This window comes from Streptomyces sp. NPDC046977, assembly GCF_040644455.1.
Taxonomy (GTDB): domain Bacteria; phylum Actinomycetota; class Actinomycetes; order Streptomycetales; family Streptomycetaceae; genus Actinacidiphila.
Window position 1 is genome coordinate 73,212 of record NZ_JBEYWO010000031.1, and the last position, 21,491, is coordinate 94,702.

At 68.7% G+C, this 21,491-nt stretch carries 15 protein-coding genes; 7 read left to right on the forward strand and 8 right to left on the reverse strand.

The features are described 5' to 3' along the window. Positions 1-53: 53 nt before the first annotated feature. Positions 54-287 carry a hypothetical protein gene (locus tag ABZ883_RS34660; RefSeq protein WP_360913443.1) on the reverse strand — a complete coding sequence of 78 codons (234 nt, stop codon included), beginning with the start codon at positions 285-287 and terminating at the stop codon, positions 54-56. Beyond that, positions 194-928: a thioesterase domain-containing protein gene (locus tag ABZ883_RS34665; protein WP_360913400.1), complete on the reverse strand. Its 735-nt coding sequence runs from the start codon at positions 926-928 to the stop codon at positions 194-196. Before ABZ883_RS34665 ends, ABZ883_RS34660 begins: the two co-directional genes overlap by 94 nt. A gap of 32 nt (positions 929-960) precedes the next feature. On the opposite strand from ABZ883_RS34665, the gene ABZ883_RS34670 reads away from it, so the two are divergent. Both ABZ883_RS34670 and ABZ883_RS34675 read left to right on the forward strand, forming a co-directional pair. Continuing rightward, the gene (locus tag ABZ883_RS34670) at positions 961-2,070 is read left to right on the forward strand and encodes a hypothetical protein (protein ID WP_360913402.1); all 1,110 of its coding nucleotides are present in this window, start codon (positions 961-963) and stop codon (positions 2,068-2,070) included. Positions 2,071-2,921: 851 nt separating this feature from the next. After that, positions 2,922-3,377 carry an NUDIX domain-containing protein gene (locus tag ABZ883_RS34675; protein ID WP_360913404.1) on the forward strand — a complete coding sequence of 152 codons (456 nt, stop codon included), beginning with the start codon at positions 2,922-2,924 and terminating at the stop codon, positions 3,375-3,377. Between the two features lie 345 nt (positions 3,378-3,722). On the opposite strand, the gene ABZ883_RS34680 is transcribed toward ABZ883_RS34675, so the two are convergent. Beyond that, complete coding sequence (locus tag ABZ883_RS34680) at positions 3,723-4,946, reverse strand: amidohydrolase family protein (protein WP_360913406.1); 1,224 nt, start codon at positions 4,944-4,946, stop codon at positions 3,723-3,725. 1,053 nt (positions 4,947-5,999) lie between these two features. Here ABZ883_RS34680 and ABZ883_RS34685 point away from each other — a divergent pair. The 4 genes from ABZ883_RS34685 to ABZ883_RS34700 all read left to right on the forward strand — a co-directional run bounded on the left by ABZ883_RS34685 (position 6,000) and on the right by ABZ883_RS34700 (position 11,880). Beyond that, on the forward strand, positions 6,000-9,368 hold the full coding sequence (locus tag ABZ883_RS34685) for an amino acid adenylation domain-containing protein (protein ID WP_360913408.1): 3,369 nt from the start codon (positions 6,000-6,002) through the stop codon (positions 9,366-9,368). A 316-nt stretch (positions 9,369-9,684) separates the two neighbouring features. Beyond that, a complete protein-coding gene (locus ABZ883_RS34690; RefSeq protein ID WP_360913411.1) occupies positions 9,685-10,758 on the forward strand; it encodes an FkbO/Hyg5 family chorismatase in 1,074 nt (357 codons plus the stop codon). 141 nt (positions 10,759-10,899) lie between these two features. Further along, entirely contained in the window at positions 10,900-11,256 is a 357-nt protein-coding gene (locus tag ABZ883_RS34695; RefSeq protein ID WP_360913413.1) for an isomerase, read from the forward strand. Positions 11,257-11,376: 120 nt separating this feature from the next. After that, positions 11,377-11,880: a DinB family protein gene (locus ABZ883_RS34700; RefSeq protein WP_360913415.1), complete on the forward strand. Its 504-nt coding sequence runs from the start codon at positions 11,377-11,379 to the stop codon at positions 11,878-11,880. 863 nt (positions 11,881-12,743) lie between these two features. On the opposite strand, the gene ABZ883_RS34705 is transcribed toward ABZ883_RS34700, so the two are convergent. From ABZ883_RS34705 to ABZ883_RS34720, 4 genes are all read right to left on the reverse strand, one after another. Continuing rightward, positions 12,744-13,661 carry a pirin family protein gene (locus tag ABZ883_RS34705; RefSeq protein ID WP_360913417.1) on the reverse strand — a complete coding sequence of 306 codons (918 nt, stop codon included), beginning with the start codon at positions 13,659-13,661 and terminating at the stop codon, positions 12,744-12,746. A gap of 162 nt (positions 13,662-13,823) precedes the next feature. Then, positions 13,824-13,970 (reverse strand): hypothetical protein, encoded by a 147-nt coding sequence (locus ABZ883_RS34710; protein WP_360913419.1) that lies wholly within the window; start codon positions 13,968-13,970, stop codon positions 13,824-13,826. A 92-nt stretch (positions 13,971-14,062) separates the two neighbouring features. Continuing rightward, entirely contained in the window at positions 14,063-14,845 is a 783-nt protein-coding gene (locus ABZ883_RS34715) for an aquaporin (RefSeq protein WP_360913421.1), read from the reverse strand. A 623-nt stretch (positions 14,846-15,468) separates the two neighbouring features. Beyond that, positions 15,469-17,178, reverse strand: coding sequence for a CocE/NonD family hydrolase (locus tag ABZ883_RS34720; protein ID WP_360913423.1), 1,710 nt, complete (start codon positions 17,176-17,178; stop codon positions 15,469-15,471). A 685-nt stretch (positions 17,179-17,863) separates the two neighbouring features. Between ABZ883_RS34720 and ABZ883_RS34725 the strand changes: the two genes are divergently transcribed. Further along, on the forward strand, positions 17,864-18,376 hold the full coding sequence (locus ABZ883_RS34725) for a sigma factor (RefSeq protein WP_360913425.1): 513 nt from the start codon (positions 17,864-17,866) through the stop codon (positions 18,374-18,376). 124 nt (positions 18,377-18,500) lie between these two features. Here the strand turns inward: ABZ883_RS34725 and ABZ883_RS34730 are convergent, their stop codons facing one another. Next, entirely contained in the window at positions 18,501-21,251 is a 2,751-nt protein-coding gene (locus tag ABZ883_RS34730) for an AAA family ATPase (RefSeq protein WP_360913427.1), read from the reverse strand. Positions 21,252-21,491: the final 240 nt, after the last annotated feature.

Consider the following 21,491-nt stretch of genomic DNA (forward strand, 5'->3'; position numbering starts at 1 on the left):
CAGGTGGGTCCCCGGCTCGTTGCGCAGCTCGAACCCCGCAGCGGTGCGCTCCGCTACGACACCATGTCCGCGGGGGGCACCACCTGGTCCTGGTCCCCGGCGAAGCCGGTGATGGCCGCGCCGAGCCGCCACGGTGCGCCCGGACGCGGACGGTACGAGCGGTACAACGCGAAGTCCACGCCCGGCAGCAGCGTCAACCGGCGGGCCCAGGCCTCGTCGTCGCGGATCTCCGGGGAGCCCGCCGAAGTGGCGGTCGATGTGATGCGCCAACTCCTCCGGCGGTGCATCGGTCGGCACCGTGCCCGTACCAGGCGCATGCGCGGCGCTGACGAACAGGTGGACCGGGCCCTGCCCGGTCGTCGAGCCGGGTGGCCAACTCGTACGCCACCATGGCTCCCATGCTGTGCCCGAAGAACGCAGAGGGAACCTCGGGAAGTTCGGCCCAGGCACTGGAGAGCCGGTCGAGGAACTCGCCCATGTCCCCGATGAGTTCCTCACGCCGGCGGTCCTCGCGTCCCGGGTACTGGACCGTCAGGAGTTCGACACCGTCGGGCAACCGCGAGCCCCATCCGTGGAACAACGACGCCGCGCCACCCGCATAAGGGGAAACAGACCAGCCGCAAGGCGGGATGGTCTCCGCCGGAGTATTGGCGGAACCACGACTCGGCCGAGGAGAAGGGCATGCGAACGCCTTTCGCGGAAGCGTTGTCCGACGCGCGGGTCGACGACCCGAGCGGAATACCGGAGCGCGATTGCATCTCGCGTTCACGCAAGGACCATGCCCGAACGAGCAAGTCGACAGGCGCACGGTACAAGCTCCGGGCACCGATTGGCCTGACCGAACCGACGCAACGACTACGGACGCGCTCGCGTTCTCAGGCGTAGTTAAACACCAGATAAGATGTGCCCTACATCCTGCAGGCAGCATGGTTCTGCCCGCATTTCCTGAAGGAGCCGGCCATGCGTGCCCGCCTCGCTGTCACCACCCTGTCGATAGCCGTCGCTGTCGCTACCGCGGCCACCGCCTGCGGCACGGTCAAGGAACTCACCACGGCACAAAAGGTCCAGGGCGCCTTCACCGAGCTCGGCAACAGCAACGCGGTCACCGTCGACTTCCGCTTCAACGCGACCGTGGACCAGGTCCTGGCCCTCGACGCCCAGGACACCAGCAGCACGCCGAAACTGACCAAAGCCCAGGCGAAGCAGCTGGCCGGTCTCGGCATCACAGTCTCCCTGAAGACCGACAAGCTGCCGCTGAAGGAAGCCCTCAAGGGCGACGGCACCAACAGCGCCAAGATCGACCCGAGCCTGAACATGGCGCTCGCAGTCCACACGGGCGACGGCACCAATCTGGCCGAGGTTCGCGCCGTCTCCGGCAAGGAATACGTCAAGTTCAACCTTGCCGCACTGGCCGAGTTCGCCGACACCAAGACCGCCGCCAGCGGCCTCAACGACATCACGAAGGCGGCCGACTCCCTGCCGGCCAGCATGGCTCCGCTCAAGCGGCTCCTCAAGGGCGACTGGGTGTCCATCGACCCGGAGAAGTTCGCCAAGCTCGCCAAGCAGCTCAGCGGCAGGACAACGCCCAGCCCGGCGCCCTCCCTGAACGCCTCCCAGCAGGAGAAGCTGAAGGACGCGCTCACCAACGTCTTCAAGAAGAACGTCACCCTTACCGACAAGGGCACCGCCAACGGGCTCGACACAGTCGAGGTCAAGGCCAAAAACACCCGTGGCCTCATCAACGACATCCAGAACCAGGTTTTCCCCGTCCTCAGCGACATTCCTGGCTTCGACAGCCTGCCCACCTCCGCCCCCACGGACGCGCCGTCCATCCCGGTCACCGCGGCGATCCAGCTCAACGAGAACGACGGCAGCCTGAACAACATCAACTTCGACCTGGGGCAGTTCGACACCGAGCACAAGGGCACCCACATCCCCCTGGTCCTCGGCTTCAAGAACACGGCCACCACCGCTACCGCACCCGCCGGAGCGACCGAGTTCGACCCCAGCGTCCTCAAGGACATGCTGGGCCCGCTCCTCGGAGCCGGCACCCCGGGACAGGCGGCCTGACGGGTCTGTAGGTGCTGGACCAGCCTGCTTGCCGCTCTCGCTCCGAGCTTGAACTGGGTCGTGGTCCCGGTGATCGGGGGAGACGGGCTTCGGCACTGGGGTCGCGTACCGGCAGCTTGATTCTTTTGGCGGGGCTGATCGTGACGTGGAGCGGGGAGTCGGTCGGTGGCGGACGCCGAACCGACAGCCATTCCCAGGGACGTACGGCCGCCGGTGACGGCCCGACCGGCCGGCCGTTCATCTTGCCGTCCGGCGCCTCACCGGACAGTTCTCGGGGCGAACACGGGGAAGAGCCCGAGAGAGTGGGTCGGGATTCCGCGGGTGCGTACCGGCCGTGACCGTGACGTGAGCGCGCGGCCCCGAGACCGGTCTCGGCCGTGTTCCGGTGCGGAATCGCCGGGCTGCGGGCCATCAGGGGTCTGCCGCGGCTGCGGCGGGCGGGCCCCATGGGGGCCACCCGCCGCAGCCACGTTCTGCGTCAGCCGGTCGTGTCGCACCGAGCGGTGTGCGTTCGCGCATCGCGCCAGCGTCCGCGGAACCCGTCGCTTCTGGTCGCCGGCATGTGAGATTGCCGCGAGTTGCGCGCGGCCGGTCGCAACCGTCCCGCAACGTCCGACACCAACCGGCCGGTTCCGGAGCGCCGCCGACCGCGACAGCCCGACCGCCAACGCAGGCAGCCGGCCTGTCCGCGACCGGTCCAGTGCGGCCCCCAGCGCCGACCGGGCGCCATCAGTACCGCCGGGGCGAGGAAGAGCCGGATCCACTCGGCGTGTTTGGAAGGTCGCCCTTCGATGCGCGATGGTGGCCTTTCCGCGGGACGCATGGGCGGCCCGATTCCTTGAGGGCATGGCATGAAGCGCATCATCGCCGGACTGTGGCGGACCATTCGGGGACCCCTGCAGTGGCGGGTCATGTGGCTGGCGAACAGCAAATACATGGTCGGTGTGACCGGCGTTGTACGCGACAGCGAGGGCCGCGTGTTGCTGCTGCGTCACCGGCTGTGGCCCGAAGACCGCCCGTGGGGCCTGCCCGGCGGCTATGCCAAAGCGGGGGAGGACTTCCGTGACACCGTCGCCCGCGAGGTGCGTGAGGAGACCGGCCTCGAAGTCCGGGTCGGCGAGCTGGTCCACCTCAAGAGCGGCTTCAGGCTGCGCGTGGAGGTGGCGTATGCCGCGACGCTCGTCGGTGGTTCGCTGAAGATCGACGCGTTCGAGGTTCTGGAGGCCAAGTGGGCATCGCCGGACGACCTGCCGCAGGGATTGCAGGAAACGCACCGGCTCCTGATCCAGGGCAGACCCGACGACTGATCCGTCGGATCTGTCCCGGCCTCCACCGCTTGCCCCGGACGAACATCCGGAGGCACGAGCCGGCAGCGGTTGGTGGACGCCCCCCCCCGCACCTGGCGCGGGTGTGAGGGGTCGGTACACAGAACATCCCGACGCGATGGACCGGGGTCGGGCAAGGACTCTCGGGCAGCCCTCTCTGCCCTGGCTCGATCTCTGAGCAGGTGGGCATCGGCAACTCAGGGTTCGGAAGAACTGGACGGCACGGAGAGCCCTTGTCGCGCACGCCATGTCGCGCACGCTGAACATCGACCGGGCAGGCGCAAAATGACACGTGTGGGTGTGAACCATGAAGGTTCGCATCTGCGCTCAGTGTGAGGCAGGGCCCTGGTGCCGGCGTTGCGGATCGACTCGGGTGCCGCGGGAATAGACTGCCGCAATCCGGTGCAGGGCGGAGGGATCTGAGATCGGATCGCCCTGTACGACAACGACATCTGCGTCGTACCCCGGCTTCAGCTTGCCCTTGCGGTGGCCGAGACCGCAGACACTGGCGGCGACCGACGTCATACTCCGCAGGATGGCCATCCGGCCCATTCCGTATGCGGCCAGCCGATCCTGCGCGTAGGGGAGCACATCGTGCGGTTTGTACGGGCCGATTCCCGCGTCCGAGCCCGCGACGATCACCGCTCCCGCCGCGTGCAGGGCCGCGAAGTTGGCGATGATTTCAGGCATTCTCCGGGATACGGCCGCAGGCACCACCGAGCCAGATCCGGGTAGCGCTCCGGCGGTGGCGCCGAGCGCGACGCGCTGGGAGACGATCCGCTCGACGAGTTCACGCCCCGGCGCGACGACTCCTTCGGCCGACCAGAAACCGGCGTGTTCCACACCATCCGCCCCGGCCTCGATCGCGTCGAGTGCAGCGTCGTAACCGTGGGCGTGCGCGGTCACGGGGATCCCGTGCCGGTGCGCCTCCGTGACAGCAGCACGCAGGGCTTCCCGGGCGAACTGTGATTGCTCCGGGGAGCTGGCCGTCGTCATTGTGCCGCCGCTGGCCATGATCTTGACGATGTCGACACCACGTTCTACATGGGCACGCACCGCGGCCCGGAGTTCGGCGGGGCTGGGCCCGACCTCACCGCCGAGGAAATGACAGTGCCCGCCCACGGTGGTCAGCGGCGGCCCGGACGCCACGATGGTCGGCAGGTCCGTCGCGCCTCGCAGGGCCAGTGACAGGAAGTTTCGGTCGCCGAGGTCCCGCACGGTCGTGATGCCGGCGCGCAATGCTGTCGCGGCCGCGACGCGCATCGCGGCCACGACAGCATCGTCGTCGCGATCGGCGAGTGACTTCACCGGGTCGGGGCTCGCGTCGAAGGCGAGGTGCACGTGGGGATCGATCAGACCGGGAATGAGGGTGGCGCCCGGAAAGTCCACAACGGTCTCGCCAAGCCGCAGATCCGCCGTACGGCCGATTCCGACTATTGTCGATCCTTCGAGGATTACGACAGGGTCGTCCCACGGCATGACCGTTTCGCCGTCGAACAGCCGTGACGCCCGCAGCACCGTGGTGCCGTGATGTGCGGCTTCGTTCACCATAGACATGTACTTGGCCTTAACCAATCGTTTCAGATTGCCGCTCGCGGAAGGCCCGCCTTCCAGATGTCGAGCAGGACGACGGGCAGCTGAACACCCCGCGGAACGGCGACCGCTACCGCCAGTCCTGACGGCGCCTCGACGCGGAGAGTGCGGCCCAGTTCGTCGGACCCCGCCTCGAGTTGTGCATACGTGAGCCGCTCGGTGCCTCACTCGACGGCGACAGCCTTCGGCCTCGTCCTGGACACTTCCCTGATCGGCCCGGGCACTCCGGCAGAGAAAGAAAGGGACGTCCGTCAACCTGCCACCTCGGCTATGGCAGGGCTCAGTTGGGGCCGCACATGTGCTCCGCTTGCTTGTAGCTGATTTCAGCGCGAAACCTATAGAGGGTGCGAAGCACAACACAAGAGCCTTTAATGACATGCTAACTCGTCCGTCGTGTTCGGAACGGAATGTGCAGGCCGTCACAGGTCTCGGCCAACCGGACCGGATGGGCTGATTTGCAGGGATTTGTCAGTCGAAGGTCACAGGCCGACGCGAAGGGCACGATTGTGTGGGACCTGAGCCTCGACTCGACGGTGTGCCACACCGCCAAGCCTCTCCCGGTCGTCGAACCAACTGATCGTCCGACACCGCCTCCGCAGCCGGCTCGATGACCGGCTCCTCCACGGCCTCGTGCTCGGTGATGGTCTCGCTCATCAGGCATCTCCTTGATCATCGGATCCGCGGCTGATTGGACGCTCTCGTAGGTCCGGACCTGCTGGGTCATCGCGAGCGGGGTGGGGTCCGACCCACGCGCCTGGTCAAGTAGCCCCAGATCCCTTGCTCGCCTGCGCTGATGATCCTGACCGGTGTGTGATCCGGTTGCCGGAACCTGGCGCCCGTTAGTTCTTCGTATGAATGCCGAAGCCGGGCTTCCCCGTCGCGCACAGGTACTGCTGAACTTGGCGCCGAGACGGTCCACGCCGAAAAGAAACCGCGTCAGGTCGGCTTCCGGCGCCACCAGTCCGGCCGGCGAACTGGACCCTCCCTGCCCCGATTCTCGAAGAGAACGCAATGACGACTGTCTATGATCTTGTGGCCGCCCAGGCCGAACGTGTTCCCACTGCCACAGCGGTCATCGCGGGCGAACGCCGGACCAGCTACCAGGAGTTGACGGCCCTGGCCGCCCGATACGCGCACGGCCTGGCCGAGCCCGCGGCGAACCTGATCGGTGTCTGCCTCCCTCGCGATGAGCGGATGGTCGCGGGAATTCTCGCGGTGTGGCGGGCAGGGTGCGGCTACGTCCCGCTCGACCCGCTACTGCCGTTGTCCCGCATGAAGGAAATGGTCCGGCTGGCGGCGATCCGGTACGTGCTGACCACCCGCGAGCTGGCCCCCACCTGCGCGGCGGCTGGTGCCCAGCCCGTCATCGTCGAGGACCTGAACGACAGCGGCGGCGCCCCTGTTCCAGCGGACGGTCTCGCGTACGTCCTGTTCACGTCCGGCTCCACCGGCGCACCCAAGGGTGTGGCGGTCGAGCACTCCTCAGTGGTCGCCTTCCTGCGGTGGGTGGAACGCACGAGCGATCCCGCGCATCTGCGAGCGGGACTGGCCACCGCATCGCTCAGCTTCGACGCGTCGGTCCACCAGATCTTCGGGCCGTTGAGCACCGGAGGTGCCGTAGTCCTGGCCGACGACATCCTTGCCCTGCCGACGCTGCCGGCCCGCGACGAGGTCACGATGATCGGCGCGCCGCCTTCCGCGATCGCCGCCCTGCTGGAGCAGCCGCTGCCCAGCGGGGTGCGCCGGGTGAACCTCGGAGGGGAGGCGGCCACTCGCTCGCTGGTCGATCGTCTGTACGCGCAGCCGGGAGTGGAGACCGTCGTCAATGTGTACGGGCCGACCGAGTGCACCGTCTTCTGCGCCACACACGTCATCGGCCGGGCGGAGAAGGGGAACCCGCCCATCGGCCAGCCTGTCGCCGGCAGCGAGCTGACCGTCCGCGACGCCGATCAGCGGGTGGTCGACGACGGGACACCTGGCGAGCTGTGGGTGGCAGGACCACTCGTGGCCCGCGGCTATCTCGGCGCGCCGGAGCTGACTGCCGAGCGATTCGTCGAGGACCCCGCCTCCCTGGGTGCGCGGCGCTACCGCACCGGCGACCTCGTCCGCCGCGTCGATGGTGTCCTGCACTACCTCGGCCGCCTGGACGACCAGGTCAAGGTGCGCGGTTTCCGGGTGGAGTTCGGCGAGGTCGAGTCCGCACTGGCCGCGCACCCGGGCGTGCGCCACGCCGTGGCCACCGCCCCGGCGGACCCCCAGGGCGTCCGCACGCTGCACGCCTATGTGGAGGCGCCGGCGGGGACCGCGCCGGTCACCGAGGCCGAGCTTCACGATCACCTGCGCGGCAGGCTGCCCGACTACATGGTCCCCGCTCGCATCATGGTGCTGGAGAACCTGCCCCTGAACTCGAGCGGCAAGGCGGACCGGGCAGCGCTGCCTCCCATCCCCGCCACCGGCGGCACCGGTGGCGGCGACGGTGAGCAGCCGCACGGCGCGGTCGAGGAGCAGGTGGCCGCCATCATCGCGGACGTGCTGGGCCTGCCCCGGGTGGGCCGGTCGGACCGGTTCGACGTTCTGGGTGGCCATTCGCTGGCCGCCGCCCGGGTGGTCGCCCGCGTCCGAGCAGAACTGGGCACCGCGGTCCAGCCCGGAGCGTTCCTGACCGAGCCGACCGTGGCGGGCCTGGCGCGCCGGCTGGCTGATGCCGGGACGGCCCTGCCACCACCGGTGCGGCATGTCGGCGCCGCGAGTGTGCCGTTGACCGACATGCAGCGCCAGCTGTGGATGACTCGCCAGGTCAGCGGCTTTCCCGGCGCCACTGCAGAAGCGTTCGCGATCGGCATAACCGGCCGGGTCGACTCGGCCGCTCTGACCGCCGCCCTGAATGCTCTCGTCGTCCGGCACGAGGCGCTGCGCACGGTGGTGCGGGCGAACGGGACGGAGGTGACGGGCGAGGTTCGCCCGCCGGCCGGGGTCCCCTTCACCGAGTACGACGCGCAGGCCATGAGCGATGAGGAGATCCCCTCCGTCCTCGACGAGACAGCCCGGCAGCCCTTCGCGCTCGACGTCGACGTGCCGCTGCTGCGCGCCGCCTTGGTCCGGACCGCGGAGGACACGGCCACCTTGGTCATCGCGGTGGACCATGTGGCCTTCGACGGCTGGTCCGCCGGCATCCTTCTGCAGGAACTGGCCACGCACCTCGCCGGGTCCGAGCAGTCGATGGCGGAACCAGCCGTGCAGTTGAGTGACGTGGCCCGCTGGGAACAAACGTTGTTCGCCGCGAACACCACCGCCGATCGGGAGTTCTGGACGAAGGAACTGGCCGGCGCGCGGCCACCGTACGACGTGTCCCGCCGTGCCCGGGGCGGTGCTCTGAGCTGCCGGGGAAAGCGCCTGAGCCGTCCACTCGCTCCGGAGACGGTTGACGCGGTGCGCAAGCTGGGTTCACTCAGTGGGCTGAGCCCCTTCGCGGTGTACTTGGCGGCGTTGGACGTGCTGCTCGCCAGGTGGACCGGTAGCCGTGACGTTCTCGTCGGGGTGCCTGCGGCGCGACGCGATGTGGTGGAACTCGACCACGTGGTCGGTCCGTTGATCGCGACCCTGCCCGTCCGGGTGCGGTGGGAACCCGAGCAGAGCTTCCGGACGGTGGTGGCAGAGGCGGCGCTGGCCCGCAACCGCTCACTGACGCACCGCGATCTGCCGTCCGCAGCACTGTCGGACGCAGCCGACGCCGCTGGCGTGGTGCGGCCGCCGGGAGTACCGCTGACCCCGGTGGTCCTGTCGGTGCGCCCGTCCGGGATGCCGGTACGCCTGCGGTCAGGTGCCGCGGAGCTCCACGTGCTCGGCGAGCGGGACTCCGGCGCGGCTCCCAACGAAGCCACCTTCCTGGTCAACGACACGATCGCCGGGACCGAGGTGCAGCTCTGCTACGACGTGGAGCGCTTCGATCACGCGACCGCCTCGGCGTTGCTCGATGGATTCTGCCAGGTCCTCACCGAGGGCAGCGCCCATCCCGACCGCGTCTGCTCGGCGCTCGCGGTGCCCGTTCCGCCATCGCATGAGCCGGATGCGCTCCCCGGGGCGCGGCGCGAGCCGGCGGCGCGCAAGCGGGTGGAGCCCGCGACCGTGGTGGAGGAGTTTCTGGCGGAAACGTGGGAACGGGTGCTCGGAGTGCAGGGGGTGGCCGCTTCCGACTCCTTCTTCGACTGCGGGGGCAGCTCGATGACCGCGATCCGGGTGACCCGGGAGATCTTCGACGCGTTGGGCGTCGACGTCTCCGTCCGCACCGTGTTCGAGTTTCCGGTGCTGGGCGATCTGGCCACGGTGGTCGAGCAGCGGGCACTCGCCGCGCTGGCGACCGAGGAGGGAGTCGCGCCTTGAGCGCGGCCGCCGGCACATCCTCCGGCAACGACCAGCAGCGGCCGAGGACACTCGGCAGTTGTCCGGTGGCTGACGGATGCGGCATCGCATGGCCGAGGACGCAGGCGACTCGGGCTTGCTGCGACCCGTTCTGAGTGCCGTTCCACTTATGTGGGCCGGCCGAATTCGTCGGCCGGAACCCGATTCAGATGCGCCCTGCTGCGCCTCGCGGCGGGCGCCGCCGTCATGATCAAATTTTGGAGCTACGTTGAATCACTCACGACTTCGGAACCGTGTGCGGGGGCTGCGGTCCGATCTGGTCCCGAGCATTGCCGGTGTGGCCGACGCGACGGGCGGCAGTGTGCTGGGGCGGATCATCTTCGCCGACAGACCGGCCGAGCCCGCCTTGGTCGATGGGATCCCCTGCCTGACCACCCACATGGCGAACGGTCATGGCGCTCCGTTCGAGGAGGTCTGGCAGACCGACCGGCCCGGGCGCTCCGGCACGTCGGGGGACGCTGTCTATTCCGAGGACGGCGAATACCTGTTCTACGCCGTACGTCTCGGGCCTCAGCCGGTGTACCGGGAGCGGGTTCGCGAATTGTACGATGACGCCCTGCGGTTCATCTGGGAAAGCGGCTACACCCACCTGGTACGCATGTGGAACCTGATCGGCGACATCACCGGCCCGAACGCGGAAGGTGTCGAGATCTACCGCGACTTCTGCGTCGGCCGGGCCGAAGCATTCGCTGCTTGGGCCGAACAGTTCCCGCAGTTGCCGGCCGCCACCGGAATCGGCACGCTCAGTCCCGGCATCGACCTCTGCGTCCTCGCCGCGAAACAGGGCCGGACCGTCCACCTGGAAAATCCGCGGCAGACCCCGGCCTACAAGTACCCGGCACGGTATGGACCGAAGTCTCCGAGCTTCGCCCGCGCCACATTCCTGCGGGGGCAGCAGACGGGGAGCGTGTTCGTGTCGGGCACAGCCAGCATCCTGGGTGAGGACACCGTGCACGCGGACGACGTCACACGGCAGACCCTTGAGACCCTCTGCAACATCGACGCACTCGTCGGTCGCGACAATCTGCGCCGGCACGGCGTGGAAGGCCACGGTTACGCCGCGCGGGATCTCGACCAGGTCAAGGTCTACGTCCGCGATCCCGAGCACCTTGCCACCGTTCGCGACATCTGCGCGCAGGTTTTCCGCGCCGACTCCGAGATCGCCTACTTCAACGTCGACGTGTGCCGGCCCGACCTGCTCGTGGAGATCGAGGGGGTGTGCCGGCAACGCCCGGCCAGTTCGGACCCGGATTCGCGAGTCGCCGCCGAGCTGATGTCGGATGTCGATGGTGTCGGGGTATCGGGTCGGGAGCCGGGCAGCTCCGAATCGGGCGAGAATGCCCGCGATTAGGCCGGAGCAGGGTGAGGTGGGCGGCGCGGTGACCGCGGCAGGCTCGACCACTGCGTCCGAGCTGAGCGACTCGGACGAGTTCGACCCACGATCACACCGCCGCTCCACTGGTGGGTTCTTCGATCACGGGAAGGTGTAGGCATGCCACAGATCACGGTCCAGTACCCGGAAGCCCTGGCGGCGGGTTTCGACAGGAGAGGGTTCGCCTTGGCCACGCACGCTGCGGCCTCCGACCTGATCAGTAGTGCGCTGGGGGGATTCAAGACCCGGTTCCTCGCCCTCGACGAGACCGTTGTCGGCGACGGAAGCCCCCACCACCACATGGTTCACGCAATCGTCGACATTCTGCCAGGCCGTCCTGAGGAGCTGAAGGAACGCTTGGGAAATCTGATACTGGGCCTGCTCAAGGAGCACCTCACGATCCCCAGCGCATACTCCGTCCAAGTAACCACTGAGATTCGGGAACTGCAGGGGTATTACCAGCTCGTTCTCCCCTGATCTCGGTCATGGGCGGGACTGTATGCGCCAGGGTCCAGAGGTCATCAGGCTTCAACGGCGAATAAGCGAGACAATCGTTTCCCTTCATTCCGAAGGGCGAGATTAGATATTATGGATACCATGCTGCACTGCACGGAATGTGATTACGAGTACGATCTGGCGTTGGCCGATAAAGTGTCGGTGCTGACCCACCACTATGTCTCCGAATACGTGGAACTGTTGCGCGCCGACCCTGTCGTACTCCGACGACGCGCCGCACCTCAGCTCTGGAGTCCCCTCGAGTACGCCTGTCACATGCGCGATGTGCTGTTCGTCCAGCGAGAACGGCTACTTGCCGCGCGACGCAGCGACTCGCCGGTCACCGAGCCGATGGGGCGGGACGAGCGGGTCGAACACGACGGATACATCAAGCAGGAACCAGCCGATGTCGCTCGTCAACTGCACGACGCGGCCCTGCTGTTCACGCACGGACTCGACCAGCTCGGGCCCGCGGACTGGGAACGCACTCTGAGCGTCCCCTACCCCGAGATGGCCGTGAGATCCCTGCGTTGGTTCGCAGTGCACACGCTGCACGAGTTGCGGCATCATCGACTCGATATTCGCCGCCAGCTGGAACACGCGTAGGCGGCTCCATCCTGTCATCGCCGGAATTTGAGACGACGAACTCGCTGATGAGGCGATCCACAAGCTGTTCCGGCGACCGAGTCTGCTGACCGTGCTCGCGCGACCCACCTGCCCGACTCCGAGGGTCGGCCGCAAACAAGCGTCCTGTCCCAGCAACTTCACCACTCGCTGCGCCGCTCGATGGGCGTGCTCACGATCACGACGCAGCCGGCCGGGAACGACCAGGTCGCCCGCAGACAGGTAGGTCATGACGGTTCCCGCCTCGTCCCTGTCGACAGCCGTCAGGGCATCGGCGATGTCGGCGGGGCGGGTCGGCCCCCGAGAACCCACGACCGCATAGGGCGCCCAAGCTTTCTGGGCATCAAGGACCAAGCCGTACACGAGCTCCTCGACGGAGCCCGCATCGCCGCTGTCGACTCGGCCGAAGACACCGTCTTCCTTGGCCAACGACTCAAGCCCCACTCGCAGGTCCGCCACGGTCTCCACGCCCACATACACCCACGTGGCGGCAGCACCAGAGCGAGGTCCGGAGCCGTATCGACGGCCAGCCGAGCCGTCTCAGTTTCCGTCTCATTGAGCCGCGTTCACTGCCGTTCAGCTTGCCCCACCAGTTGATGAATCGTTCGCGTCAGGCGTCGCCACCGGAGAGGCCAGCCGGCCGGACGCGAACGGCTCGAGGGGCTCCGAGCGCGCCAGAAGATCGGGCCGAACGCCGGCACAGCGCACCCGGAGCCCACCAAATGCCCGCAACTCCGCGACCCAGGAATCCAGTTCACGCGTACGCCGCTGGGCTTCTCGGCCGGTTCCTTGACGCCGGCACCGAGTGGGCTGGGTCGCGAGGGACGTCGTCCACGGGGGGCGTGTCAGGCTCGCGGCCTCATGGGCACCCGCGGGAGTTCGGGCGCGGGAAGGGGATCTCCCGGGTACCCGCTCACCTCTCCGAAGCGGGAGCCGCTCATCCACTCCTCGCGGGCCTGCTCGATGTCCTCCTGGGTACGGCCTACGAAATTCCACCACATGAGGATCTCCTCGCCGAAGGGGGGCCCGCCGAGCAACAAAGTCACCGCGGGTACGTCCGAGTGGTTGGTCACGGTCAAGGTGTCCTTGCCGACGGGGAGATAGCCCAGATGGGACGGGCTCAAGCGCGTGCCGGCCAAGGAGACGTCGCCACTGTTGACCAGGAGGCCGTGCTCGAAGGCGGGGTCGACCGTGAGGGTGACGGTCGCACCGGGGTCGATACGCAGTTCGGCGCCAAGCAGGGGGCTGAAGGTCGGGACCGGTGAGGTGTCACCGGCGAGGGAGCCCAGGAACACCTTGGCCTCGCCTCCGTCGAGGGCGGCGGCCTGCGGGACGTAGTGGTGGAAGGCGGGGCCGGTGTCCCGGTGCCGGTCCGGGAGTGCCACCCACAACTGCGCCCCATGCAGGACGTCGGTGCTCGCGGTGGAGACCTCCGAATGGCAGATGCCGTATCCGCCGGTCATGAGGTTGAGCTCGCCGGGGCGGATTGTCGAGTGTGTCCCCGTGCTGTCGCGGTGTTCGATCTCTCCCTTGAAGAGCCAGGAGACGGTCTGAAGCCCGGTATGGGGATGCGGGGCGACGTCCATGCCGCCGGTGACCGCTGTCTCGTCCGGACCGTAGTAGTCGGCGAAGCACCACGCGCCGATCAGCGATCGGGATCGCTGCGGCAGGGTGCGCCGCACGCCCATCGCCCGGGGGCCGCCCAGGGGCACGTCGCGCGGGGACAGGATCTCTACGGTGGCCTCGGCCGGGGTCTCATTCATCGTCACACTTCTCACTACAGGTAGTTGCGACTTCAATGACTGTTCTTGTGGACACGGGGGTGCTGTGGCGTTCTTGGACGGGCGGGCGCCTGACGGTATGCCAGGACGCATCGGTTGCCGCGGTCTCGGTATCCGAGCCGAACCGCCCACGGCCCCGCGGGTTCACGCCTGCTCCGGGCCGGCGGCCGGCAGGCGCAGGTGGTCCTCCACGGTGTCCGTCGTCGCCTTGCCTGCGCGCGGCTCACCGGCGGGCGAGATCCGGACGTGCCCGTGGGCACGCCGCCGGCTCGACACGTGTCGGCGTGCCACGGGCGACGCACCCTGAGGGGACCGATCCCCTCACGGACCCAGGGCAGCCACGGGACATCCGATGAGAGGCCCGGTATCCGGGAGGCTGCGGTTCACCGGGTCGCGGGGTTGCGCAGCGACGGCCCGTCGGCGTCGGGCAACTGGTGGGCGGGCGCCCGGAGGCGTCCGGGAAGCAGATTCGCCGCCACCGCCGCCAGGACGGCGCCGACCATGGGTGCCAGGAGATAGACCCACAGGAAGCCGTACTGCCCGGCGGCCAGCGCAGGGCCGAACTGGCGGGCGGGATTGAGGCTGCCACCCGTGCTCGTGCCCAGCAGGACGATGCACAGGCAGACGAGGACGCCCACCAGACAGGGGATGAAGCGCGTCAGCCGGTGCGTCGTCAGGAACAGACCCACGACGAGCACGATGACGGCAGTGGACGCCGCCTCGGCCAGGAAGAATCCCGCGGTCGACCAGCCGGGCGCGGGCTGCAGGGCGGCATAGGCCACCGGAGGAGCGCCGACGGCGCTGCCCCACACGCCCCGCGCCGCGAGTACGCCGAGCAGCGATCCGGCGAGCTGGGCCACGATGTACGGCGCCACCGCCGCGCCGGGGAAAACCTCGAAGCGCCACATGGCCAAGGAGATCGCCGGGTTCATGTGTCCGCCTGACCGCCTGCCGGGAGGGCTGAGGATGAGCCCGGTGACCAGCAGACCGGCGGCAACGCCGACGACGAGCAGCTTCAGGCGGATTCCGGGGATCGCCTCGGAGATCGCGGACGGGCCGACGACCCACCGCACGATGGTCGTCACGCCGAACAGCAGGACGAAGGTCAGCAGGAACTCATGCGAGCTGCGCCGGAAGACCGAGGAGGCTGCGTTGGGGTCGCTCATGTGGAGGGATTTCTTGTTGCCGGGGATGGGGTGAACTCGTTCCGCGTCGGCGCGCCCGTGTGATCCCGCCGACGCGAGGCGGTCAGGACAACTGCCGGCTGACGACGAGCGGGGAATCCGAACCGGGGGCGGGTGCTCGGCTCACGAGGTCCTGGGGGCGTTGCGAACTGCGGGACGGCGGTGCCGTCCCTGGCCGGGGAGCCTGAGGTCCGGCAGGCGTTCGGACGCTGCTCGTCCGCGGTGCCTGCCGCGGGCGAGCCCGGCACGTTGCGGCGGCCGTGCACCTGTGATCACAGTCGCGGATGGGGACATGGCTCCTCCTGAGATGACACACCGGATGATGGTTACTGCTAGGGCAAATGCGCGGCATGGGTTGCTGCCGGAGCTCGGTATCTGCGGTGTGGCTGTCCCGTCCCCCGGGGCGCAGAATGCCCTTGACGTCGGACTCACCGGTCGGCTTCACGCCGCCCTGGGTGCGGAAGGCGGGCGAAACAGGGCCTCCCGGTATGTCCGGCTTGATTCCCATGCCCGAGCCGCCGAGAGGCGCTGCCTTCATGCGCGTGGAGTCCGAAGGTCACCCGGCCAGTCGGCTCCACGTTCCCTGACCGGTTGAGATGCCGCTTCTATGCGGGGAGCACCGGCAGCGTGAGGTGGGAGGGGTACTCCGCCGTGTGCAGGACGGTCTGGGTGGCCACCTGAGGCACTCCGTCGCCGGGGTAACCGGAGTTGGAGTTCCGCGCCCACTGCGGGAAGTCCGAACTCGTGACGTCGATGCGCAGCCGCGCCCCGGCCGGGACGCGAGTCGACACCGGGCCCAGGTCGATGACGTACTCATGGACCTCACCGGGGCTGATGGGCCGCGGCGTGGTCAGGGAGTCACGGAAGGCGGCCCGTACGATGCCCTCCTGCAGGTTGCGCGAGCAGCCGTCCTCGCCGACCAGGCACAGGCGCGCGGTCCAGTCCGTGTCGGTGGCCGAGGAGACCGCGTAGAGGGTCAGCGTCACATCGCCGACCACGTCCACATCCCGCTCCTGTGTAGCGGTGGTGTAGACGAGCACAGCCTTGCCGTTCTCCCGCTGGCACTGACAGGCCGGCCCCATCGGCGTCAGCTCCTCGACGCAGCAGGAATGGCCGCCGGCGCTCATGACCGGCGCGTTCGGGTCGTAGATGTAGAGGTCGGGCAACTCGTCACCCGGTGTCCGGGTGTCCAGGGTGCCGTCGCCGAAACGGGTGTTGGCGCGTCCCTGCGAGTGCAGGAAGAGCCGCTCCATCCGTGCCTCTTGCGGCGGCCAGGCTGAGAAGTCACGCCAGCCCGCACCGAGGACGTACGAACTGACCGGGGATTCGAAGGTGCCGGTGCCCGACTCCTTGAGCGTCTCCGAGAAGAACCGCACCTGCCAGTCGTCGACGGCCATGGAGTTCGCGTCCTCCACTTGGACAACCGGGTACCACGGCATGTGGTGGAAGGGTGCCACCACGAACTTCTGCCGTGCGGCCACCTCGGGGGTGCTCGCACCGCTGCGGAGCCCGACGAAGTTGCGCTTGGTCCCGGAAACGAACACGTCGTAGAGACCGGCCACATGCAACGCCGGCACCTGGATGCGGCTGTAGTCGCTGTCGATGGACCAGCGCGCCCAGTAGTCGTCGTACGTAGGGTGCTCGATCCAGTCGAAGTAGTAGGGCGTGATGTCCCGGTCGAGGGCGGGAAAGGCTTCCGGAGCCATCCAGAAGTTGTCAGGAGCGTGCATCAGAGCGCCACTGAGCGCCTCAACACGCTCCAGGTCGCCGCGCCGGGCCGCTTCGGCGATACCCAGGTAGGCGGACCAGAACGCGTTGAACCCGTACGCGAAGGCACCCTTGTTGTGGGTCCATCCCTCATAGGCCTGGGAATTCGTCATGGCCGGGCTGATCGCGGCCAGGCCGGGCGGCTGCTCGACCGCGGCGAGCAGCTGGGTGAACCCGGCGTAGGAGAACCCGTACATGCCCACCCGGCCGGTCGTCCCGGGCAGGCCGGCCGCCCATTCCACGGCGTCGTAGCCGTCACGGCCCTCGTCACGGAAAGGGTAGAACTCGCCCTCGGACGCGTACCGCCCCCGAACGTCCTGGACGACAACGATGAATCCCTGCCGGGCGTACCAGGCCGGGTGCGCGAACGCCGTTTCCGACTGGGCGCCCTGCTTCCCGTACGGGGTGCGCTGCAGCAGAACCGGATAGGGACCCCCTGCCGCATCCGGGCGGTACACGTCCGCGAGCAGTTCGACGCCGTCACGCAACCGGCACCGCACATCGGTTTCCACGGTCACGCCGGGATAGCCCGTGACAGGCTGCACCATGATTACTGACTCCTCATTGCTACTGGTGTTGCATCTTCGCTGTCGGAACGGATCGATCCGAGCGTCGAGCCCGCGCGCCGGACCGAGCCGTCGATTCGTCCCCGCCCGCATTCCGGCCCGGGCAAGTACTGATCGGTACCCGCACGGCGAACTCGTACCCGATCCACTGGATCAGGCTGTTCCGAGTCTCCGGCCGGTTGAGATCCCAGGCATCAGTCAAGTGACTACGCGCGGACACGATGGGTCGGGGCACTGCCTGCTGCGGACCGCGCGCGGCGACGTATCGCGGCTCTCCGTCCGGAAGGCGTGAGAAGGCTCGCTCCCGGGCCTCCCGCGGCCTGCGGCCATGCCCGTGATCGCGGCGCGCAGTCGGATGACCGATGTTCGGACTCGGGTGGCGAGTAGCGGCTGGTCCCCAGGTGTTCCAGCCGGCAGCGGGCCCCTGGAGGCGATCATCGTGTTTCGGTCACCGGGCCTGCGCCTCGCTGTCGGCCCCTGAAGGTGACCCCGTACACGAATACGGGGAACCTTGATTCAACTCGACGTAATCAATGAACTACCCATGCTTGTGAACAACCCGTCCCTTTGCGTTCCAAAGCGAGAGCCGCCGTAGCGTTCCTTGTTCCGCAGGGCGCCGCTTGTCGGGTGATGCGCAGCATGCTGGTGAAGATCCGAAGAAACGACTATGGAAATCGCTGGGCCCGCGGACCCAGCCACGCTTGACGACGCCACGCGGCAGTTCGCCAAGGTGTGCCCAAAGCTCATCGGCCTCGCCTACTCGATGCTCGGCAGCAGGGCAGAGGCCGAAGAGATCGTTCAGGAGGTATGGCTTCGGTGGCGGGGAGTCGACCGGTCCGGCAGCCGTTCCACAACGGCGTTCCTGATGACCATGACCATCCGCCTGGCGATCGGCTGCGCTCGGTCGGCCCAGGTGCGGCGGGAAACCTACGTCGGGCCCTGGCTGCCTGAACCTGTCGACACGAGCCTGGACCCACAGGTAGGGACTGAGCAGTACGAGACGCTGAGTTTCGCGGTTCTCTCCCTCATGGAGGAACTGAACCCGACAGAACGGGCCGCCTACATCCTCAGGGAGGCCTCCGACTTCCCGTACGCCCTGGTCGCAGCCATCGTGCAGACCAGCGAGGGCGATGCTCGACAGTTGGTCCGCCAGGCCCGTGAACATCTCAAGATCGGGTGATGGGCCCTTCGGCCACGACGGCCATCGCCCGCTGGACGGGCCGCAGCCGACGCGCTGTTCGGCACGCTGCCGACCGGCTGACGCGACAACTACCGGGTGGGCGGCCCGGCCGTGCGCCGACCGTTCACCCCGGGCCCTCGGACAGGGTGCCCTCGGCTCGTTGCTCCGGGAGCGCGGCGAGCGCGGCGAGCGCGGCGGCGAGCTTGCCCCGGCTGGTGATGCCCAGGCGTGGATAGATCCGGTACAGGTGGGCTCCGACGGTGCGGTGCGAGATGAACAGCCGCTGGCCGATCTCCCGGTTGCTCAACCCCTGTGCCGCCAGCTCGGCCACCTGCATTTCCTGGGCCGACAGCTGCTCACTGGTGTGCGCCTGCCGCCGTCCGCTCGACTCGCCGGTGGCGCGCAACTGCTCGCGGGCCAGCTCGGCCCAAGGCCGCGCGCCGATCCGGTCGAACTCGTCGCGGGCCGTGCGCAGCGGGTTCCGGGCGTCCACGTTGCGGCGCTGCCGGCGCAGCCAGCGGCCGTGGTGCAGGTGCAGCCGGGCACGCGACAGCGTCCAGCTCACCGGCAGCGCGGTGAGCGCCGCGGCGTAGCGCTCCTCGGCTGTGTCGTCCGGGGCCAGCACCGCGTCGGTGTAGGCGTGCGCGACCACCATCATTTCCGAGGGCAGGCGACCGGCCAGCCGGGGAAGTTCTGCGAGCAGTTCCCTGGCGTGCTCCACGGTGCCTGCGGCCACCGCGGCGTCCACCAGGTCCGGCGCGAGCAGCCAGCGGCTCACCGAGTGGTAGCCCGCGTCGGCCGGATCGAACGCGCGGGCGAAGATGTCGTACGCCTCGGTTGTGTGCCCGTCGAAAAGGGCGAGCAGCCCGTCGACCTGCTGCGCCACCACGGTGACGAACGGCATGCCTGCGAACAGGCTGTGGGCGCGCAGTTCGCGGATCGACCGCACTGCTTCCTCGGCCTCACCGCGCAGCGCCGCCACCAGGCCGGCCGCCGCCTTCAGGGCGAGCCACACGATCCACTCTCCGGTGTCCTCGGCCAGAGCGAGCCCTTCGGCGGACTCCTCGCGCACGCGGTCGAGCTGACCGAGGAACACCCGCGGCCAGCCGGCGGCCAGCGAACGGGCGAGCAGCCCGAGCATGCCCTGCGACCGCCACGCCGCGGCCGCCAGCCCGAGATACCGGGCACCGCGGCTGACGTCGCCCATGGCCATGGCGCCGTCGCCGAGGAAGTGCAGGATCCGGCCGTCCTCACGATCCGGCTCGAGGCCGTCCAGCCGTAGGAGTACGTCCGCCCCGTGCCGGAACGGCTCGGCGTAGGCCCGCACCACCAGCACGTGGGGGGCGTTCGGATCGGGGTTCCACCTGTCCAGTTCGGCCACGGTCTGAGCGCGGACCTGTGGGTCGCCGTCCTGGCAGAAGCATCGTGCGGCGGCACGCCACAGCAGGTTCTCGACGACGTCCGCGCCCCCGGCGTCGAACGCGCCGCCCGCCGCGGTGACCATGTCGTGGATCCGCCGGTGCGGTTCGTCCGGTTCGAACGCGGCGTTGTCGTGCACGACCAGGAGGCGGGCCCGCTCCACCGGGCCCAGCACGCTCATATCGGTGCGGTCCAGCAGCATCCGGGTCTGGACGCGGTCATTGATCCCGCTGGACAGCTCGGCGGCCCGGACCAGGAGGCCGGTCCGGCGCTGCGCGTCGTGGACGAGTTCGGCCGCCTGGCGCAGGGCCGGGACGGCCACCGCCACCTTGCCCTGGGCCTGCGACATGTCGGCGAAACGCTCGAGCCGGACGGCCAGGGCCTCATCCGGGCCGATCGCGGCCGCGGCCTGGTGAGCGAGCTGGCGATCGGGGGTGTCCCCCATCACCGCTGCCAGGGCGCGGTGGGTGGCCAGCCGCTCGGCGACCGAGGCGCGCGCGTAGATCGCCGAGCGCATCAGCGGATGTCGGAACTCGGGGGTCCGGCCGACCAGGGCGACCAGACCCGCGTCGACCGCCTCCTGCACCCCGTCCACGGAGACCGCGACACCGGAAAGGTGAGTGGATACCTCAAGCAGCCGGTTCAGCGGCACGGTCGGCTCGGCGGCCAGGGCCAGCAGGAACGCGCGGCACTCCCGGCTCGCCGAGTCGCTCCGCGCGGCGAACGCGTCCTCCAGCCGCTGGGTCAGCGGCAGGCCGTCCATCTGGGCAGTCGTGCTCTGCACCGCCTTGGGCAGCTCGACCAAGGCCAGCGGATTGCCCGCGGCGCGTTCCAGGATGTGTTCCCGCAGCAGCGCCGGCAGGCCGGGCGCGCCGGCGTCGAGCAGGTCGGCGGAGGCCTTCGGGCCGAGCGGTCCCAGACGGAGGTCCCGATTGACTCTCGGGGTGTACGAGGCGGAGGAGTCGATTCGCGCGGCGCAGACGGCCAGTATGGCGAAGTCGCGGGCGCGCCGGGTCACGAACCTCAGTACGTCCCGGCTGGACGAATCGATCCACTGCAGGTCGTCGAGGAGCAGCAGGACTGGCTGCCGCTCGGCCACGTCGGCGAGCAGTTCGAGTACGGCAAGTCCCACCCGGAATATCTCGGGCTCGGTCTCCGTGACGCCGAGGGCACCGCTCAGCGCCAGCCGATGTGGGGCCGGCAGGTTCTCCACACCCCGGGCGACCGGTTGCAGCAGCAGTTGCAGCGCGGCAAACGGCAGCCATTGCTCGGTCTCCACGCCCGACGTCCGCAGCACCCTGAAACCGCTTTCCACGGCCTCGGCGCCGACAGTGCGCAACAGTGCCGACTTGCCGACGCCGGCGGTGCCATGGACCAGCAGCACGTCTCCGTGCCCCGCCGCCGCCTCCGACAACCCCTCGCGCAGGGTGCGCAGTTCCTCATCCCGGCCGATCATCGCGCGCGTGCTGGTCCTGGCGTGCGGACCGGAGCGGACGGCACGGAGATGGTCCCGGTTGCCGTCCGGCAATATCCTCCGACGTTGTCCCTGTCACGGCCGGCTTGCATGGTGACGACACGTTCAGGCATGGCCGGACGTTCGGTCGGCAGTACCGCAGGTATCGGGCTCAGCACGTGGAGATTCCTCCGATAATGGTTATTGCACGCCATATGGTACCCGCCGGCTGCGATGGCCCAG

Excerpts from the sequence above, each read along its gene's own strand:
- ABZ883_RS34660 (WP_360913443.1), bottom strand. The coding sequence starts at position 287 with ATGCACCGCCGGAGGAGTTGGCGCATCACATCGACCGCCACTTCGGCG.
- ABZ883_RS34665 (WP_360913400.1), bottom strand. The coding sequence starts at position 928 with ATGCTGCCTGCAGGATGTAGGGCACATCTTATCTGGTGTTTAACTACG.
- ABZ883_RS34670 (WP_360913402.1), top strand. The coding sequence starts at position 961 with ATGCGTGCCCGCCTCGCTGTCACCACCCTGTCGATAGCCGTCGCTGTC.
- ABZ883_RS34675 (WP_360913404.1), top strand. The coding sequence starts at position 2,922 with ATGAAGCGCATCATCGCCGGACTGTGGCGGACCATTCGGGGACCCCTG.
- ABZ883_RS34680 (WP_360913406.1), bottom strand. The coding sequence starts at position 4,946 with ATGGTGAACGAAGCCGCACATCACGGCACCACGGTGCTGCGGGCGTCA.
- ABZ883_RS34685 (WP_360913408.1), top strand. The coding sequence starts at position 6,000 with ATGACGACTGTCTATGATCTTGTGGCCGCCCAGGCCGAACGTGTTCCC.
- ABZ883_RS34695 (WP_360913413.1), top strand. The coding sequence starts at position 10,900 with ATGCCACAGATCACGGTCCAGTACCCGGAAGCCCTGGCGGCGGGTTTC.
- ABZ883_RS34700 (WP_360913415.1), top strand. The coding sequence starts at position 11,377 with ATGCTGCACTGCACGGAATGTGATTACGAGTACGATCTGGCGTTGGCC.
- ABZ883_RS34705 (WP_360913417.1), bottom strand. The coding sequence starts at position 13,661 with ATGAATGAGACCCCGGCCGAGGCCACCGTAGAGATCCTGTCCCCGCGC.
- ABZ883_RS34715 (WP_360913421.1), bottom strand. The coding sequence starts at position 14,845 with ATGAGCGACCCCAACGCAGCCTCCTCGGTCTTCCGGCGCAGCTCGCAT.
- ABZ883_RS34720 (WP_360913423.1), bottom strand. The coding sequence starts at position 17,178 with ATGGTGCAGCCTGTCACGGGCTATCCCGGCGTGACCGTGGAAACCGAT.
- ABZ883_RS34725 (WP_360913425.1), top strand. The coding sequence starts at position 17,864 with ATGGAAATCGCTGGGCCCGCGGACCCAGCCACGCTTGACGACGCCACG.
- ABZ883_RS34730 (WP_360913427.1), bottom strand. The coding sequence starts at position 21,251 with ATGATCGGCCGGGATGAGGAACTGCGCACCCTGCGCGAGGGGTTGTCG.